10 protein-coding genes and 2 pseudogenes are annotated in these 19000 nt (G+C 65.1%); 10 read left to right on the forward strand and 2 right to left on the reverse strand.

Translation table 11 applies throughout. The features are described 5' to 3' along the window. Nucleotides 1–278 precede the first annotated feature (278 nt). A complete protein-coding gene (locus ABIA35_RS45170; RefSeq protein ID WP_370362097.1) occupies nucleotides 279–1769 on the reverse strand; it encodes a hypothetical protein in 1491 nt (496 codons plus the stop codon). A 265-nt stretch (nucleotides 1770–2034) separates the two neighbouring features. On the opposite strand from ABIA35_RS45170, the gene ABIA35_RS45175 reads away from it, so the two are divergent. Beyond that, a complete protein-coding gene (locus tag ABIA35_RS45175; protein WP_370362098.1) occupies nucleotides 2035–2973 on the forward strand; it encodes a transposase in 939 nt (312 codons plus the stop codon). A gap of 273 nt (nucleotides 2974–3246) precedes the next feature. Further along, a pseudogene (locus ABIA35_RS45180) lies at nucleotides 3247–4368 on the forward strand (recombinase family protein); the annotation flags it as partial. 177 nt (nucleotides 4369–4545) lie between these two features. Here ABIA35_RS45180 and ABIA35_RS45185 read toward each other — a convergent pair. Then, nucleotides 4546–4803: a hypothetical protein gene (locus ABIA35_RS45185; RefSeq protein ID WP_370362099.1), complete on the reverse strand. Its 258-nt coding sequence runs from the start codon at nucleotides 4801–4803 to the stop codon at nucleotides 4546–4548. 106 nt (nucleotides 4804–4909) lie between these two features. On the opposite strand from ABIA35_RS45185, the gene ABIA35_RS45190 reads away from it, so the two are divergent. The 8 genes and pseudogenes from ABIA35_RS45190 to pglX all read left to right on the forward strand — a co-directional run bounded on the left by ABIA35_RS45190 (nucleotide 4910) and on the right by pglX (nucleotide 18999). Continuing rightward, a complete protein-coding gene (locus tag ABIA35_RS45190) occupies nucleotides 4910–5638 on the forward strand; it encodes a transposase (RefSeq protein ID WP_370362100.1) in 729 nt (242 codons plus the stop codon). Between the two features lie 99 nt (nucleotides 5639–5737). Next, nucleotides 5738–7729, forward strand: coding sequence for a hypothetical protein (locus tag ABIA35_RS45195; protein WP_370362101.1), 1992 nt, complete (start codon nucleotides 5738–5740; stop codon nucleotides 7727–7729). A gap of 275 nt (nucleotides 7730–8004) precedes the next feature. Beyond that, on the forward strand, nucleotides 8005–8703 hold the full coding sequence (locus tag ABIA35_RS45200; RefSeq protein WP_370362102.1) for a DUF5919 domain-containing protein: 699 nt from the start codon (nucleotides 8005–8007) through the stop codon (nucleotides 8701–8703). Nucleotides 8704–8713: 10 nt separating this feature from the next. Continuing rightward, nucleotides 8714–9202: pseudogene (locus tag ABIA35_RS45205) on the forward strand (class I SAM-dependent methyltransferase); the annotation flags it as partial. A gap of 53 nt (nucleotides 9203–9255) precedes the next feature. Further along, nucleotides 9256–9399 (forward strand): hypothetical protein, encoded by a 144-nt coding sequence (locus ABIA35_RS45210; protein WP_370362103.1) that lies wholly within the window; start codon nucleotides 9256–9258, stop codon nucleotides 9397–9399. Then, nucleotides 9396–10088 carry a YdcF family protein gene (locus ABIA35_RS45215; RefSeq protein WP_370362104.1) on the forward strand — a complete coding sequence of 231 codons (693 nt, stop codon included), beginning with the start codon at nucleotides 9396–9398 and terminating at the stop codon, nucleotides 10086–10088. Before ABIA35_RS45210 ends, ABIA35_RS45215 begins: the two co-directional genes overlap by 4 nt. Before the next feature lie 581 nt (nucleotides 10089–10669). Continuing rightward, entirely contained in the window at nucleotides 10670–15403 is a 4734-nt protein-coding gene (pglW, locus tag ABIA35_RS45220; RefSeq protein ID WP_370362105.1) for a BREX system serine/threonine kinase PglW, read from the forward strand. After that, entirely contained in the window at nucleotides 15400–18999 is a 3600-nt protein-coding gene (gene pglX / locus ABIA35_RS45225; protein WP_370362106.1) for a BREX-2 system adenine-specific DNA-methyltransferase PglX, read from the forward strand. Before pglW ends, pglX begins: the two co-directional genes overlap by 4 nt. Nucleotide 19000: the final 1 nt, after the last annotated feature.

A 19000-nucleotide genomic window follows, 5' to 3' on the forward strand; every position in this document is an offset into this window, starting at 1 on the left:
GCAGGCCATGGTTAGGCTCAGCCTCCGCTGAGACTGACAATCAGCATCGCCGGTAGGAGAATACAGGTGTATATCCGCAAGAAAGCAACAAGTGACACAAAAAGGTCTGTAGGTTCCCCATGAATCCTTCGCCTCTAATCACTTTGACCTGCATGGATACCCAAGTTCCCACCTTTTCTTCGCGACGCGTGTTCCATCGGCTTTTCGCTTCCCTCAGGGCCCCGCGACGTCACCGCTAGCTCCGAGTCCCGGACAGTATGAGAATGGGGGTCCTGCATTCAGCTTCGGGCAAGACCGCGGGTGACTCCCGCAATGAGCGCGGTAGCCAACGTCCAGCCGCTCAGGATGAGTGCATAGGCAACGACTTGCCCGGTTCCCATCGGGTCCCACGCATTCGACTGGCCGAGGCTGACGACCGGTACCAGGAGGTCGAGCGTGTAGGCGAGCGCGTTGAAGTGCGGGCTGCCCGCACGGCTGGTCGGCTGAGGACGGTGACCGGCGAAGTACGATGTGCCGGCTGCCAGAAGCCCCAGGAGCCAGAATCCGGCGAGCCAGGGCCGGTAGCCGTACCCGACGGTGGCGCCCTGGGCCAGGCCCCAGAGTGTGGCCGCCGGGCCTTGCGCGCTCCGGCGGTGCCGTTGGCGGGCCAGCAGGACGCGGCGGGCGTCCGCGTCACGTCCGACGGCGCGGAAGCGGGTCGCGAGCTGTTCGAACGGTTGGGACTGGAACTCGCCGCGGGCCAGCCACGACAGGCGTCGGCGCGCGTCCAGCTGTGGCGTGAGCTCGTCGTAGACGAGGCCGTCGAGGCGGAGGCGGGGCGGCCAGGACGCCTGGTCGTCGCAGAGGGTTCCGATCCGGGCCTGGCGCAGGTCCACCGTGCCGTTCAGGATGCTGGGAGCGGCGCCCTCGGATGTGGCGCCGAGGCTGAAACGTCCTGTGATCTGCGCGCCCAGGAAGCTCAGCGTGCCTTGGGCGTGGAAGCCGTCATGGCACAGCACTGCGCCGTCGACGTGTGTGTGGTCGGCCAGAAGCGCCTCCGTCGACAGTGACTCCAGGATTGCTGCCGACAGGTCCACGGGGCCGATGATTCTGGCCGCGCTGAGCCGGATGCCGCCTGTCACCCGAGCGTCGGGCATCCACAGACCGCCTCTGATCTCCGCCGCGTCCAGGTTGACCCCGCCTTCGACGGTGAACGGGGGCTTAGTCGCGAGGTAGGTGCCGCGGTGCGCGAACAGCCCGGTCTCCACTCGCAGGCCGGGCGCGAACACGGCTGCTTGCGTGCCGTCGTGGGAGATCGAGCTCCCGTCCAACTCCAGGTATCCGCCGACACGGGCGCCCGGCAGCCGGAACTGTCCCTCGACCTGCATTTCGTGGGCGTACATCGCGGCCGCGACGGTGAGCAGGTCGCCGTTGAAGGCGATGTCGCCGGGCCTGGTCAAGGTGGTGCCGCTGATTTCGACCTCGTCCACGCGTGCGGCGTACAGGCTCATCCAGTCCAGGCGGCAACCCTGGAAGAGTAGTTCACCGCGCAGGTGCAGGCGGGCGGCCTCCAGGTACGGCAGATAGCAGCCTCGCATGCGGATGCTTCGTGTCGTGGCCTCGGGGACGGCGACGCCGGTGTCGAAATCGCACCGCTCGAAGTCGACCGGGTGCTCGACGACCGCGTTCGCCAGCATCAAGCCGCCGACGATCCTGGCTCCGGCCAGCCGAACACCCGGGATGCCGCCGCCCCGTGTCTGTCCAGCCCCGGTGAGCAGCGCGACGATCACCTCGGCTCGGACCTCGCGTTCGGGCCCCCAGGAGGCCGCGTCTTGGGCCCGTCGTCGGGTGTCGATCGGAGATCGACGAGACCGCCGGTGCCGAACGCGCTCCACAGGCGCTTCTCAGCCGGAGACAGGGTGCTGAGTTGGATCACCTTCATGGAAGGACTCTGTCGGGGATCTTGCTCGGTGACGGTCTCCCGAATGAATCAATGCACTGCTATCGTCCGGATCTTCATGGCATGACAGGTTGTCGGATCCCAGGGTGGTGCAGATGTCGGTTCGTCCTCGTTCGGGTGCCGAGGTTCCGGAGTTGACCGTGCGGGTGGCTCGGGCGGCCAACCCGAAGGGGACCACCGCGATGTGGGTGCGGGATGGGCTCGAGGGCTTGTGGTCGGATGAGGACTTCGTCGGCTGGTATCCCCGCGACGGGCGGCCTGCCTGGTCTCCGGCGCAGCTGGCCACCGTGTGCGTGTTGCAGTTCCTGGACAACCTGTCGGATCGGCAGGCCGCCGAGGCGGTGCGGTGTCGGATTGACTACAAATACGCGCTGGGGCTGGAGCTGGAGGATTCCGGGTTCCATCACAGCGTGCTGAGCGACTTTCGTGATCGTCTGGCCGAGGACGGCCGTGCCGACCGGCTGCTCGACCTGATGCTGGCCCGGTTGAAGGAAGCCGGCCTGGTCAAGGCGCGCGGGCGGCAGCGCACCGACTCCACCCGGGTGCTGTCCGCAGGACGGGAGCTCACTCGGCTGGAGCTGGTGACCGAGGCGGTGCGGGCGCTGCTGGAGCACGTGGCCACGGCCGCGCCGCAGATTCTGGACGAGCTGGTGACGGCCGACTGGAGTCAACGCTACGGCCGTCAGGTACGGATGTGCAGCCAGCCCAGCCATCCGGTGGCCCGGCTCACCCAGGTCGGCGCCGACGCCCAGGTGCTGCTGGAACGGGTCTACGGCCGCTTCGGCAAGCAGGTGCCGCCGCAAGCGGACGTGCTGCGCCGACTGCTGATCCAGCACTTCCTGACCGACGCGCGTGGCAGGTTCCGGCCCCGCACTGAGCGCGACGGCCTGCCGCCGTCCCGGATCCGGATCCAGTCGCCGTATGAGACCGAGGCTCGCTGGGTGCGTCGCGGCGACACCCGCTGGACCGGCTACCTCCTCCAGACGCCTACAACGCAATGGGTAACTTCGAGTTCCAGGTCATCGCGGGTGTGACGGCTGATCTCAGAACCCGGTCGCCGAGGGTCGCAGACGTCTGAGGTATCTCGCGCTACGGTCGAAGTGCAGGTGGTGGCCTTGACGATGTCCCACCGGAATCCGGCCGCGTGCGGTGAGTCCGCCGCCGGCATGGAGCATCGATGGACCACCTCGAGGTCACGGTCGAGTTCGTCTTCGATCGTCTGGGCGCGGTGGAACTCACCACCGCCTACCAGGTTCTCGTCCCCGACCGGGGACGCGCCATCCGACGAGGCCAGCGAGGTGACGGCCATGATCCACACGGCGTTGTATGCCCGGGTGTCCTCGACCCGGCAGAAGCAGAACGAGACGATCGACAGCCAGGTCGCCGCTCTGCATGAATACGCGATCGAGCAGGGCTGGGAGATCCCCGAGGAATGGGTCTTCATCGACGATGGCTGGTCAGGGGCTACTTTAGTGCGGCCGGGGTTGGAACGGCTGCGGGACTTGAGCGCCCAGCGGATTGTCGAGCAGGTGCTGTGCCTGTCCCCGGACCGGCTGGCCCGCAACTACGCCCACCAGGTGTTGCTGGTCGAGGAGTTCACCCGGTGCGGCACCGTGGTGGTCTTCATCCACAACCCCGTGGTCGCCACCCCCGAGCAGGCGTTGATGGTCCAGTTCCAAGGCATGATCGCCGAGTATGAGCGGGCCCTGATCGCCGAGCGCACCCGCCGCGGCAAAGTGCACCGGGCCCGGGCCGGGGCGGCCAGCGTCCTGGGCCGTGCGCCGTATGGCTACCGGTACCTGTCCAAAGCTGAGCACGGCGAGGCGGCCTACGCCGTGGCCGAGCCGGAGGCCACGGTGGTGGCCCGGATCTTCGCCCGTTACGCGACGGGGGGAGTCTCGATGCAGGCACTGGCCAAAGAACTGTCCCACGACCAGATTCCCTCGCCGTCCGGCAACCCGAACTGGGACGCCGGCACCTTGGGACGTATGCTGCGTAATCCCGCCTACGCCGGTCGGGCCGCGTTCGGTAAGACCCAGACCGCCACCGACCCGCTGCGGGCCAACCGGACCTCGCGGCAGCAGGGACGCTCGGCGTCGGGTAAGACGGCAACCACGGCCCGGCCCCGCCCGGAGTGGATAGAGATCCCGGTTCCCGCACTGGTCAGCGAAGAGGTCTTCGCCATGGTCGAACGGCGTCTGGCCGAGAACGCGAAGTTCTCCCCACGCAACACCAAGGACCCGGCGCTGCTGACCGGGCTGCTGGTGTGCGACATCTGCGGCTATGCCTACAACCGGACCTCACAAGGCCCCGGCCCGAGGAAGTACCACTATTACCGCTGCCCGGGGACCAACGGCTGGGAGCTGCCCGGCGGCGTGAAAGTCTGCTCCAGCCGGCCGCTGCGAGCCGACGACCTCGACACCCTGGTCTGGGAGAAGGTCGTGGCACTGCTGGCAGACCCGGCGCTGGTCCGACAGGAATTGGAGCGCCGTCTGGAACAGATGCGCGCCACCGACCCGCTGAACGCCGGCCGACAGCGACTGCACCAGCAGATCACAGGAGTCGAAGGGACGATCAGTCGCCTGGTGACCGCCTACCAGGAACAACTAATCACCCTGGAGGAGCTGCGCGAGCGGGTGCCGGCCCTGCGCGCCCGACGGCAAAACCTGAACAACCAACTGCAGGCCCTGGCCGCCCAGCTCATCGACCAGCAGGCCTACCTCAAGCTCGCCGAAAACCTGGAGAGCTTCCTGGCCCGGCTTCACGAAGCCGCGCGGACCGCCTCGGTCGCCGAACGCCAGCGCGTCCTTCGAGCCGTGGTCAAGGAAATCCGCATCGGCCCGGCGGGCATCATCATCAGACACTCGATCCCGACCACCCAGGAGGACCCGACCCCGGGTTACCTATTGCAACGCGGGAGTCCACGTCACCGAGACCTGCGACGAGGACCGGGTCAACGTCGTCACCGACGTGGCCACCTGGGTGTCGGAGGCCGACAGCCAGGCTCTGCCCGGCATCCACGGCCGGCTCAAGAAGCGCCGCCTTCTCCCGGCCGAGCACCTGGTGGACGGCGGCTACGCCTCCGGCGCTGGGCTGGCGGACGCCGACCGGAACTACAAGATCGCGCTGGTGGGGCCGATCCACAACAACAACTCCAAACAGGCCAAGGCCAACGACGGGTTCGCCAAGGAGAACTTCATCATCGACTTCGACCGGCACGAGGTCACCTGCCCGAACGGCAAGGTCAGCGGCAACTGGAACGAGATCCCGTCGATGGCCCCCTACACCGTCGTCCGATTCGGCAAGCGCCAGTGCGGCCCCTGCCCGGAGAAGGCCAAATGCACCAGCGGCGAGGCCCGGACCATCAACTTCCTGCCCCGCCGGATCCACGAGCTCCAAGAACGCAACCGCGACGACCAGCAGGACTCCGCCTGGCGCAGGCTCTACGCCAGGCGCTCCGGCGCCGAGGGCACCGTCGCAGAGTTCGCCGTCGGCCACCGAGCCCGCCACTGCCGCTACCGCGGCCAGGCCAAGTCGCACGTCCAGCACGTCCTGACCGCGATCGCGGTCAACATCGAACGGCTCAGCCAGCAAGAACCCGCCGACTCCGACTACCGGCCTCGGGCGCCCACAGCCTTCCAGCAGTACCTCGACCACCACGACCTACCTCGCCCGATCTGGTGGCGCCAAGGAAAATGACCTTGCGGCCCAAGATTCCCGACAGAGTCGGAGTTCATCGCCAGCGAACCGCCCGAGCGGCGACGCCGCTGGAGTCTATGGCTCGTAACGGACGCCGATATGGACGATCAGGAGATGTTCGCCGCGCTGTGGGCGGCCGGCGAACGCCTTCCCGAGGTCACCGCCTGGCTGCAGAGGTGGTGCCAGGTACGACTCGATGATCGCGGGCGCGACCCCGGGGACACGAGACCGGGGCCAGTGTCGGAGGGCCGGTCGCCGAAGGCATCCTTTCCGCCTGAGGCCGATACCGAGTTCACGTTCTCCGCGAGCGTTCTGGCTGCTGCGCTGGATGCCGATCAGCCGCTTCTCAAGCGGTGGGACGCGGTACACAAGGCGCTGCCGCGTCATTGCGACAACGTCATCAAGGTGCCGGACGACCCTGTGGGTACCACGCTCCGGCGTGTACCCCACGACCTCCGGACGCGGGTGGTTGATCTGGCGCAGGAGGTCATCTTCACGCTCCCCACAGGCGCGCGGGTTGTGATCGCGGAAGCCTTTGATGATCCCGACGAGGCGAGGTTCTTCTGGCACATCGACTACCACGTGATGGCTGGCGGGGGAGCATGGATGGTGTGTTTCGGAGCCCGCCCCGAAATGGCGGCCCTCGTGCCCTCAGCCGTCGCCTCCGAATGGCTGCGGATCATGCTGTACTACTGCGAGGACTGCTACACCGAAGGCGACCTTGACATGCCTCGGCGCGTCATCGCCGCGCTGATCAGCAGAATTGGGCCGACGGAAGCAGCCTCAGTGATCGTGGACGAGATCTCCGTCCTGGCCCCGCGCTACGGGGACCCGATCGCAATCGAGTTGCTTCAGGCTGCCTGGCAGCCGGATCTGATCCGCGCCCTTACTGACCGGCTTGACGACGCCTCGCCCGAGTGCGTCCGCGCGCTGCTCAAGCCGCTGTTGGCCATGGGGACGGCCGCCGCAGCCACGGCGGCCAGGTCGATCCTTGCTGATGAATCCTGCCCGCTCGGACGCCGCGGGCTGGTCGCCCAGGCCATGCTCTACTCAGAAGACACCTGCATGACCGCCATCGAGGCCCTTATGCGCTCAGAACCACTCACTCGGATTGCACTACGCCACCTCAATAACCACGACAGCAACTACACCGACTGGCCCACCGCCGTCGCCATGCAGGCCCCCGAGCTACTCGACCGGCTGCACCAGCACCTCGACCGCCTCTGCTCCGCAGGCCCCGGCAAGGATGGGGAGCAAGAGCGCCACGACAAGGATCTTCTTCGGCAATTGCCCGGTCTGATCGCTCGTCGACGAGGGCAGCCCGTGCCCTGGACGATATGGGAGCTGACAGAAGCTGACGAGCTCTACGACTGGCTCCTGGAGATGGACGCCGACGCTCGCCCGATTCCGGAGCGCGACGAGCAAGGATGGTCGCTGACCTGCCTGGAGCAGCTCGCAGCAGACCCGCGCCACCGCATCGTCGACAGTTCCGCCCAGCTCCTCAGCGTGGTCGTCGAGGCGCTCGAGGCATTCCATGCCGAACTGCACGGTGACATCCCGCTGGTTTCCTCCCTGTGGGACCAGACCGGGACCGGGCGGGCAACGTTCAAGCCGAAGAACGAGGCGAAACTCTCCGACGAGATCGCCCGCTGGCTGCGGCACAGCCTGGCCGACAGTGGCATCGTGGTCAACCGCGAGGTGCAGGTCCGCCGACTGCGTGAATCGGCTCAGAGCGAGGCCGCGGACATCGTCGTCCAGGCCACGGCGACAGGCCGCCACGAGAACACCGCGACCGTGATCATCGAGGTGAAGGGCGGCTGGAACCGCGAAACCCTCACGGCAATGCGGTCACAGCTCACCGAGCGCTACCTGGCCGCTCACCCGGACGCGGCCGGCCTGTACCTGGTGGGCTGGTACCTGTGCCCCGAATGGGATCCCGAAGACCGACGGCGACGCACCGCACACAAGACGCTGGGCTCGATCGGCTCTCTGCGCTCCGAGCTGAGTTCGCAGGCACGCGAGATTAAGGAACGATGTCCTATCCACTCGCAAGTGCTCGACCTGCGGCTTTCCTCGGCGGAGTCAAACTGATGTTGACCCCGTGTTCCCTTCCCAGAAGCGCGACGTGTCGACCTCGACCCCGGAAGGGACCCTTTCGTGGAGGGCTCAGTGGCTTGTGGCACTGAGCCTGCGACGTGAAAAGCGCGTGGGCGCTTCCCGACACTCTCAATATACTGCCGAAGACGGTGCGTAACCGCGGCACGGCCCGGTTGGTAGCGACCGAAGGGGGACGTCAGGTGGGGCGTTGGCGTGGGTCGTCGCGGACGGACGTCGTTGTGCCGGCCGTTCTGGTCGTCCTGGCGGTCGTGACGAGCCTGGAGCCGAAGGTGTTCGGCGTCGAGATCAGCGAACGGCAGATCGTTCTCGGGTTCGTCGCGTTTCTCGGCGTCGATGCGTTGATCGAACGCACCGGTAGGCTCTATCGCATCGAGAAGGCACTTGGCGACCTGTCTCGGTACGTTGCCGGGCCGATGCCCGTTGACCGCGTGCTTCGCACGCGTGGCGCATTCGAGCGGATGGATCTGCTCGCACGACACGCCCGGCGCAGCGTGCTGATCATCGGAATCAATCTCGAAGGAGCCGTGACGGCGCTTACCGCGCTGCTGGATCTAACCTCCGCCGGCGGGACTGTGCGCCTGTTGGCAATGGACCCGAACGGGTCCGCGCTCGCACCGAGCGCGCAGATGGCCGGAGTAGATCCGCAAATCAGGCGCGCGAAGATCACCCAGAACCTCGACCTGCTCAAGAGCGCTTTCGAAACGCGCCTGACCGCCGCCGCCCGCAGGCGCATCTCACTGCAGGTGGTCGATCAGATCTTGCCAGTTGGCGTGACGGGGATCGACGTCGCAGCCAGGGACGGCCGACTGATCGTCCAGCATTACCTGACGCGGACCGCCGCGGAGCAGGCCCCGCTGCTCGACCTCCGACGCGATGTGGATGGCGTGTGGTTCGAGCGGTACGAGGCTCAGTGCGAGGCCAGCTTCGACGGCGCGAAGGAGTGGTGAGGTGGGGGTCATGCCGGACCTGGTCGCCGATGAGGCGGCGGTTCGTGAGTTCTTCGATCACAACTACCAGGCCCATTGGCGGTATTGGTGGCGCGGGGACAACCGATACAGTATCGAGCCCGCTCAGCACACTGCCTATCATGCTGCGATCCTGCAGTACGCCCGCCGGCGAGGGCCGGGCCGGGTCCTGGATTTGGGGGCGGGAGAGGGCGCGGATGTCATCCGCCTGGCGAAGCTCGGCTGGCAGGTCGATGCGATCGAGCTGAGCCCCATTGCGTGCGAGAAGATTGAAAGCTTCGCGCGTAGCGAGCGAGTCGACATCCGCGTGCGGAACGAATCGATGACGGATGCTGTGCTGGACGAGTCGTCCTTCGACTTGGTGCTGATGAACGGGAGTCTGCACTACGTCGTGGACAAGCTCGCTGTGCTCACCAAGGCGTTGCGGGCGAGTGCTCCCGGCGCGGTGCACGCGGTGTCGTTGTTCTCGACCGCCACGCCGATGCCGGCGGAACACACCGTGGTTCCGGTGTTTCCGGATGATGAGGCGGCATCGTGGAAGACTTCTACCAAGACGGCAAAAGGCTGCTGTACGCGCTGGAGCGGGACAGTCCGGAGCGCTCACATCCCGGATTCGGCGTCCACCAGCACAGCCATATCAAGCTCATTACCGAAGCGAACCCGGCGGAGCAGCAATGAACCCTCAACCCGCGGACCTGGAGATCGCCAGCACGCTGTGGGACTACCTGCGGCTCGGGCAGAGCGTCCGGCCGGCCGATTGGATCCTCGTCTTCGGCGGCCACGATCTAGGTGTCGCCCGCCGGGCGGCGGAGTTGTACCGCGACGGCGTGGCCAAACGAGTGTTGGTGTCCGGAGGGGCTCTACATGTGCCGGACGGGAGCGCAGCGACGACAGAAGCCGACGCCATTGCCGAGGTCATCATCGACTCTGGTGTCCCGGACCACGCTCTGGCCATCGAGCGGCTTGCGTCGAACACCAGCGAGAACTTCTGGCTGTCTGCTGAACTGCTGCGAGATCTCGGCGAGGACCCGCGGGCGTTCCTCGTCGTCCAAAAGCCCTACGCCGAGCGCCGAACCCTGGCCACCGCGCGGCGCAGGTGGCCTGACAAGGATGTTCGACTCACCTCGGAGTTGGTGAGCTTCGCTGACTACCTGGCAGGCCCGATTCCGGTCGATCGGGTCCTGTCGATGCTCGCTGGCGAGGTCATCCGGTTGGAGAGCTACGCCAGTTCCGGGCTGATCGAAATCGACGAGCCCGTCCCGGTCGAACATGTCCGCGCTGCCCGGCACCTTCGCGAGGCGGGATTCGATGGTCGCGCGGAGACCACTACAGCAGTTGCGGCGCTCAGCCTCACTTCGCGCTCGTAGCACGATCACGCTGTTCATCGAGCGCAGGGCAGGTTTAGTTGGTCCAATGATGCAGGCCAACCACGGCCATCCGGCGCCGGCAGGAGGCTGAGAGCCGGATGCGCCTCATGTCCCGTATCTGGTTGGGCCGGTCTATCGGAGTCGCCCGCACCGGAACTGCTCTCTACGCCGAACAGGGCCCGTGGACCGGGAGCATCCTGGCCGGTCGCTCTCGTCTCTTGGCACGCTGCCCCAGCGACCGAGCACTCCGCCGAACTGGTCCTGCGGCTGTGCGAGCCCAGCCAGGTCAGTCGTCGCTGCGCGTTCGACCCAGGCGAGGGCAGCGCACTATCCGTCAATGGCAAGACTGGCTATGAAGGTGCGCAGCGAAACCGTTTGCGGTCAGCGGTGACTACGTTGCTCTTCGTTACTTCCGGACGAGCGTTTAGAACAGGTTACGCATGGCCCTTCCTGCTCATGCTGGTCTCATCTGTCGCCCCCCGCCTCTAGAATCTGACCAGGCGAACAGCCGCAGGGAAGCACCTGTCGAGTGAGACTTCAGGGCGAAAACAGGTGTCGGGATCGGGAAGCGGAGTGTGCGCATGCGGGAAGGTCGGTGGACGACGGTCACCGAGTCCGAGTTCGACCATGAACGCCGCGGTTTGGAGGCCATCCGAGAGCAGCTGCCGGATGCGGACCCGTGGTGGGCCTGGTCGAACTTCACCTTCACTGCGAACACCGGGCACGTACGCGAGGTAGATCTCCTGGTCATCGCTCCCGGCGGTGTGTGCATGGTCGAGCTCAAAGACTGGCATGGCTCAGTCACCGCCGAGAACGGCACGTGGGTTCAGACCACGCCCGGCGGTCTACGCCGACCGCATGGTAATCCACTGCACCTAGTCAATAAGAAGGCCAAGGAACTGGCCGGACTGCTCGGTCAGAACGGTAAGCGGGTGTGGGTCGCCGAAGCGGTGTGCTTTACCGACGGCACGCTACGTGTCCGCCTCCCAGCGCATGACCAAAATGGTGTCTACACGATCACTCAACTCGTGGAGATGCTGAAACGGCCGCCGAGCGACCAGCGACGTCGGATCACTGGTCCTGACTCCCGCGCGATCAAGGCTGCGCTCGAGCAGGTGGGAATCCGTCGCAGCGATGCCGAGTACAAGGTTGGGCCTTATCTGCTTCAGCGCCGGTCGTTCGACTCCGGACCCACCTGGGCGGACTATCTGGCCCGGCACGAGGAGCTGCCCGAGATCGCTCGCGTGCGGGTTTACCTGCGCGAGCGCGGATCGGACGCATCCGTGCGCCAGTCGGTGGACAGCGCCGCACGCCGGGAGGCCGCGGTGCTGCGGCGTTTTAGGCATCCAGGCGCCGTGCATCTGAAGCAGTACGACGGCTCGGGACACTCGGCCGGCCCCGCACTGATCTTCGACTACCACCCGCAGACGTTGAAGCTGGATGACTATCTGGTTCAGTACGGCGACAAGCTGGACATCATCGGCCGAATGGCGCTGGTCCGCCAGCTCGCCGAGACGATGCGATCAGCGCACTCCAGCCGTATCCACCATCGCGCCCTAGCAGCCCGCTCCGTGCTCGTCGTCCCTCGCAGCAGGGGCGCACGAGGACAGGCCGTGGGAGATGAGGCCGCATGGCTCGCCCCGCACCTGCAGATCTCCGACTGGCAGATCGCCACCCAACGCAGCGCCAGCAACCAGACAGCCGGCTCACAGGGCGACACTGGGCGGTTCGCGCCGACCGCCTTCTCAGCCATGCACTTGGCGGAAGGTTCCGATCCATATCTCGCGCCCGAGCTCACGGCGCTGAACGCCGACCCGGTCTCGATGGACGTGTACGGACTCGGCGTACTCACCTATCTCCTGGCCACCGGCAAGCCTCCAGCAGCGAGCCAGGCAGAACTACTCGCCCGCCTGGAGGCCGGCGAAGGCCTGCGCCCCAGCGCCGTCGTCGACGGCCTGTCCGAGGACATCGACGACGTGGTCCAGGCTGCCACCGCATACCGACCCGCGCAGCGGCTCTCCTCGGTGGATGAGTTCCTGGAGATGCTGGAGTGCGTCGAAGACGGACTTACAGCTCCCAGGACGAGCACGGCTGATAGCGCGATCAGCACCGACGAGAGTTCCGCAGTACCCGAGAAGGATCCATTGGACGCCGCCGCGGGCGACATACTCGCGGGCCGCTGGGAAGTCCGCCGTCGGCTAGGCACCGGTTCGACAAGCCGTGCATTCCTCGTTCGGGATCTGACCGTGACCGCCTCCGCGCCGGGCGCCAACCAGGCTGGCAGGAAGCCACGCGAGCTGGCCGTCCTGAAAGTCGCCCTGTCCGACAGCCGCGGTGAGGTGCTCGCCCGCGAGGCCGAGGTGATGGGGCGACTCCGCCCCGACTCACGGATCATCCGCCTGATCGAACCGGAGCCGCTACGCATCGGTGGCCGCACCGTCCTCGCCCTGGAATATGTGGGTGACGAGCGCGAGGAAAACGGCGATCAGCCCACGTCGGGTGGACGGAATCGCCGACGTGAAGAGACCGTGGCACGCCAACTGCGCGAGGGCGGTCGACTCCAAGTCGACCAGCTGGAGGCCTACGGCGACTACCTGTTCGGCGCAGTGGACTTCCTGGAAGGCGAAGGCGTCTGGCACCGCGACATCAAGCCGGACAACATCGCCATCCGAGTCCGGCCCAACCGCACTCGCGAACTGGTGTTGCTCGATTTCTCTCTGGCCGGCTACCCGGCGAAGGAGATCGACGCGGGTACTGACGGCTACCTCGACCCGTTCATCGGTTCACTCACCCGCTCCGTGTATGACTCGTACGCCGAGCGCTATGCGCTTGCCGTGACCCTGCACCAGATGGCCTCGGTCGAGATGCCCAAGTGGGGTGACGGTTCGCTGGCGCCCCGGCAGACCGACCCGAAGGACTGGCCACACCCGACGATCGCAGCAGACGCGTTCGACCCGGCGGTACGTGACGGGCTGGTCGCCTTCTTCCGCAAAGCCCTGCACCGCGACGCCGCGCAGCGCTTCCCCGAGCTGAAGCCAATGAGGGATGCCTGGAAGAAGATCTTCCTCGATGCCTCACAGGCCGCCCCATCCAGCCACCGCTCCTCGTCCAAAACGCCTAGCATCCATCCGAAGGGCCCAGCAGGCACGTCGGCAACCATTGCTGATGCCGAACCGGAGACCGCCGACCAACAGCGCGAGCGTCTGGCCGCCGAGGCCACCCGGGACACACACCTGTCCGCCGCCGGGCTCACCCCGGCCGCCGAGTCCTTTTTGTATGGGCTTGGTATCACGACGGTCGGCGAGCTGCTCGACTACAGTCAGCGAACTCTCGTCAATGCCCCAGGGCTAGGCGCCAAGACCCGCAACGAAGTCCAGCGCCGCCAGCGTGAATGGGGCGAACGGCTGCGCGACATGCTGATCTCCCCGCTGGACGCGCGCGGCCGCCGTGAGGCTAAGGAAGAGCTGGACCAGCTGACTGCCGTCGAGTCAGCATTGGTCGGCATGCTTGCCGGAGTTCCGGGCTCGGGCTTGTCGCCGCGCAACCTGCGTTCGGTCAGCCTGGATACCCTCGCGACGGTATTCGTCCCGGAACTTAACAACAACGGTACGAACCGTAGCAAAGTCGAAATGGTGCGACTGTTGCTGCGGCTGCCGAACGAGCAGGGCGAGCTTCCCGCGATCGGAGTTTGGCCCCGACAGAAGGATGTCGCGGACGTGCTCGGGCTGTCCCATGGCCGGATTCCCCAGATGCTCAAGGAGGAGCGCAAGCGCTGGAAGAAACACCCTGCGGTGCAAGCGTTGCGAGAGGAGATCCTGGAGTTGCTGTCCGGTCTCGGCCGGATCGCCTCCGCAGCCGAGATTGCCGACGCGCTTGCAGTCCGTCGCGGCACTCGACTGCATGGACGTGAGCAACGCCGTGCGCTGGCGCTCGCCGCTGTGCGGGCCGCAGTGGAGGTCGAACAACTCGTCCCAGAAGAGGGTGAGTTTCGCCATGTGCCGAATCGTCAGGCGCTGGACGAGGCGATCGGCGCGGGCCTGTTGGCCCTGGAGGTCCACGGCGACGACGCGCCCGACACGCCGTCGGCACCTGGTCTACTCGACTATGCCCAACGGCTCGGCCGTGCCGCGGACCGGCTCGCGAAGTTGGATACCTTGCCGATGGCTACGACCGTTCTTAGTGAGCTTGGGGCGATCACACCACCGGCTGGGGCGATCGAGTGGGACGAGCGGCGCATGGTGGATCTCGCGGCTGCGGCCTCACTGAACGCTGCAGCCACTCCCCGCCTCGAGATCTACCCGCGTGACCTGTCGCTAGTGCGTGCGTTGCGGTTGACGCAGGCCGGCCTGGCTCGGCTGATTCCTGGCGTGCCGGAGCAGCGCCAGCCAGGCTTGACCAGTGAGGACATCCACGAGCGGGTTCGTGCTCGATTCCCAGAAATTGTCCTTCGCGCAGCCGACGGCATGCACAGTCACGAGCTGCCCACCGGCGGCCCGTTGACGAAAGCCTTGCGCGATGCTGGTTTTGATCTCACGCTGGCCACTCGCGAGGACACCAAGTCTCTTCGCTACCTACCGACCAAGATGGACGCGGGTTCCAGCTACCTCACATCGCAGTCATGGAAGCACACGACGAATTCTCGTGGTGCCACTCGATACGATGACGACCCGCAGCGCGCAGCTGCAGCAGAAGCCGACGAGCGGCTGACGGCGTCGTGGTGGCGCGACGGATTCCGTGTTCTGACGGTCCGCCTGGGACTGAGCCACCAAGCGGTGCGCAGGCTGGCGGGCGAGCCTGGGACGGTCGGTGGCGCTTTGGCAGGCGCGATTGCCGCCGAAGCAGTCTCGGCAACCGAGCTCTTCTTGGCAGCGATGCACGACTTGGTGCCTGATGGAACCAAACCGACCTGGGAGACTCTCCTGCGCGCGGACGTAGCCGAGCCGGGTACGAAGGCGGCAACGAAGTTTGCGGAGTACGCGCGCACGGCGTGGGGCACGGTCGAGCCGCAGCTGCGTGAGCTGCTGGCAAAGCAAGAGGCAGTCGGCCCGGTGCTACTTACAGATGCTGGCGTGTTCGCACGCTACGACGGAATGGGCGAGCTGAACCGGCTCGCCGATGCGGCGCGCCAGGGCAAGCGAGGGCTTTGGCTCGTGGTCCCTCAGAGCGACCCGGCCCGCGAACCACGGCTCGGCACGGTCGCCGTACCGTTCCAGGCCGCACTTGGAGAATGGATCGAACTTTCCGACGCGTGGGTGCGCGAGACGCATCTGCAGGTCGAGACCGACGCAATGGCAAGTGAGGGAGCGGGCAAGTGATCGACCCCAAGGCTCTACTAAGCGACCTGAAGCAGCAGGTCAAGGGGGTCGAAGCGGACCTCGCCAAGCAGGTGAAGGCTGTACCTGATGTGGGGGTGAAGCTGCGCGTCGAGTACGATCACGCGCGGAAACTTGGCCGCACAGCAGCGACATGGAACTCATGGCTCGAGGAACGCGTCACTCAGGTCGCGGTGGCGTGGGTCCTGGGCACGGTTTTCCTGCGGTTCTGCGAAGACAACGGGCTGATCCCCGAACCGTATGTCGCGGCGAGCGAAGACGACCGGCGCGAGCTGATGCAGACCAGGTACGAGGGATATCTGGACGAGGACCCGAACCCGACCTACCGAGGCTGGCTGGAGCGGGCGTTCGCTGAACTGGGGGCTGGGCAGGCGGGGCGGCTGCTGTTCGATCGCCGGCACAACCCCCTATTCCAGATTCCGATGAGCCATGACGGGGCGCGTGCGCTCGTTGAGTTCTGGCGTGAGCGGAACGAGACGGGTGCGCTTGTTCACGACTTCGAGGACTCTCTGAACACTGACGGCACGAAAGGATGGGACACCCGGTTCCTCGGTGATCTGTATCAGGATCTTTCCGAAGCGGCTCGGAAGACGTACGCGCTGCTACAGACTCCGGAGTTCGTGGAGGAGTTCATTCTCGACCGCGCAATGGAACCGGCGGTCCGCGAGTTCGGGTACGAGGATCTAAAGATGATCGACCCGACCTGCGGTTCCGGCCACTTTGTGCTGGGCGCCTTCCGTCGACTCGTGAGGCTGTGGGCGGACGGACGTCCGGGAATGGACATCCATGAACGTGTACGCGAGGCGCTGGAGTCCGTACATGGCGTCGACCTAAACCCGTTCGCGGTAGCTATTGCACGCTTCCGACTGTTGGTCGCGGCGATGGCCGCGAGCGGAACGAGGACCATGGCGGATGCGGCGAGGTATGAATGGCCGATCCAGCTAGCTGTCGGTGACTCGCTCATCAAGGCCAGGCACGTGCAGGAAAGTCTGTTCGGCGAAGACAGCGACGATCCGCTGGCGGAGTTCTCCTACGCGACGGAGGACGTGCATGAGTACCCGAGGATCCTGGAGCCAGGCCGGTACCACGTGGTAGTGGGGAACCCGCCGTACATTACGGTGAAGGACCCGACACTCAATCAGCTTTACCGGGATTTGTACGATTCGTGTGCAGGTAAGTACGCGCTTTCTGTGCCATTTGCGCAGCGATTCTTTGAGCTCTCCAAGCTCGGGGATGCGGATGGGCTGGGCTACGGGATTGTCGGACAGATTACTGCCAATTCCTTCATGAAGCGCGAGTTTGGGACCCGGCTGATCGAGTCTTACTTTGGGCACCAAGTCGAATTGACCGAGGTGATCGACTCCTCGGGTGCCTATATTCCCGGGCATGGCACCCCGACGGTGGTCCTTGTTGGGACGCGTCGTCAAGGAAGTGCCCGATCATCGACTATTCGAACCGTTCGAAGCGTGCAGGGGGAGCCGACTGCACCGGAGAGGGGCGAAGACGGTCTGGTTTGGCGCGCCATCTTGGAACAGATTGACAGGCCTGGCTCTGTTAGTCAGTGGGTTTCGGTGGATGACCTTCCGCGTGAACGCTACTTTGGCAAGCAGCCGTGGATCCTTGTGGACGGCGGCCTGGAGATGGTTGAACAACTGGCTACGCAGGCGGTGTCGACTCTTAAAGAGATCACCACTGAATCTGGAATCGCCTCTGTCACGGGTGAGGATGACCTCTATCTGTTGAGTCAGAATGGGAGCGCGGCCAGGAATAAGATTGAACATGTTCGCCCTATGGTCACTGGCGACGTGGTTCGTGACTATCAAGCGCGCGCCGCTTTGGATTCTGTATGGATTTATGACTCCAACTTCAATGTAGTCTCGATTGGTCAAATCCCAGCTACAGAGAGATACCTGCGGCCATACTGGTCAACAATTTCTAGGCGTCGACGATTTGGCACGCCTATGCTTGCGCGAGGCCTTACTTGGTATGAATGGCAGGAGCTCTATCCCGCCAAGCTTCGAACCCCGCTTACGATTACTTTTGCGTTCGTTGCGACACACAACCACTTCGTTCTCGACCGTGGTGGAAATGTTTTCAAGCAGACCGCACGTGTGATTAAACTTGCGGAGGAGGCGAACGAAGAAGAGCACCTGGGGCTGCTCGGCCTACTTAACAGCTCGACAGCTTGTTTTTGGCTCAAGATGGTGAGCCATGGTAAGGGCAATGGCGGTGTCAACGAAGGACTGCGCGGTGAGAAGTGGGAGGAGTTCTATGAGTTCACCGGTACGAAGCTGGAAGAATTTCCACTTCCGAGCGAGCGCCCGTCTTCCCTCGTAGCTGCTCTTGACTCCTTGGCGCAGCAGCTCACGATGTCCAGTCCGTCCGCCCTCTGCGAAACGGATATCCCCACAGCCGCTCGACTGCGTAAGGCGCGTTCTGAGTGGGAATCCAACTACGGACGGATGATCGCGCTTCAAGAGGAGCTGGACTGGCAGGTCTACTCCCTTTACGGTCTAGTCGAGGATGAACTCGGAGTCCCTGAGACCCAAATTCCTGATCTTGTCCTCGGTGAGCGCGCGTTTGAGATCGTTCTTGCGCGTCGAGTTAGTGCCGGACAGGCATCTGGCGAGTGGTTTCACCGTCACGGGTCCGTGTCAATCACTGAAATTCCCACGCGCTGGCCTGCCTCGTATCGCGAGGTCGTCCAGAAGCGCATTGATGCCATTGAATCGTCTCGAGCTATTGGCATGATTGAACGCCCTGAGTACAAGCGACGCTGGGCGGCCGAGGGCTGGGACTCTCTTCAAGGCAGCGCCCTGCGTTCTTGGTTGCTAGATCGGATCGAGAATCGGGGGCGTTGGTTTGACGACAGCGATCGGCCCACCCTAGTCTCGCTCGCTCAACTAACTGCCGAACTCTCCAGCGACGAAGACTTTGTCTCGGTTGCTGCGCTCTACGCGCCCCGTAAACAGCTCGCTGCCATTGTCGGGGAGCTGATTTCCGACGAGCATGTCCCCTTCCTTGCAGCTCTCCGGTATAAGCCGTCCGGCTTGAAAAAGCGCCAGGACTGGGAAGAGGTCTGGGATCTGCAACGCCAGGAGGAGGCCGCCTCGGACGAGCAGGCTAAGCGGAAGATCCGTGAACGCATCCCGCTCCCGCCGAAATACACCTCGGCAGACTTCCTCCGCCCGTCCTACTGGCAGGCGCGCGGCAAGCTCGACGTGCCCAAGGAGCGTTTTGTCTCCTACGCTCACACAACCACCGCCACCCCAGCCCTCTACGGCTGGGCAGGGTGGGACCACCGCGAGCAGGCCCAGGCCTTGGCTACATACTTCACCAACTCTGCCTTGTCGACCGAGGCGATTATTCCCTTCCTTGCTGGTTTGCTGGAGATCCAGCCTTGGCTGAATCAGTGGCACAACGAGTTCGACCCGCTATACGGCGGCTCGGCGGCCGATTTCTTCGCCGGCTACCGCCAGCAGATCCAAGGCGAGCACGGCCTTACCGACGACGACTTGCGTGCCTGGCGACCGGCCGCCGCGCGCGGCCGTCGCACCGGTGCAGCTGCTGCGAAGTAAC

The sequence above is a fragment of the Catenulispora sp. MAP12-49 genome (assembly GCF_041262705.1).
Lineage (GTDB): Bacteria > Actinomycetota > Actinomycetes > Streptomycetales > Catenulisporaceae > Catenulispora.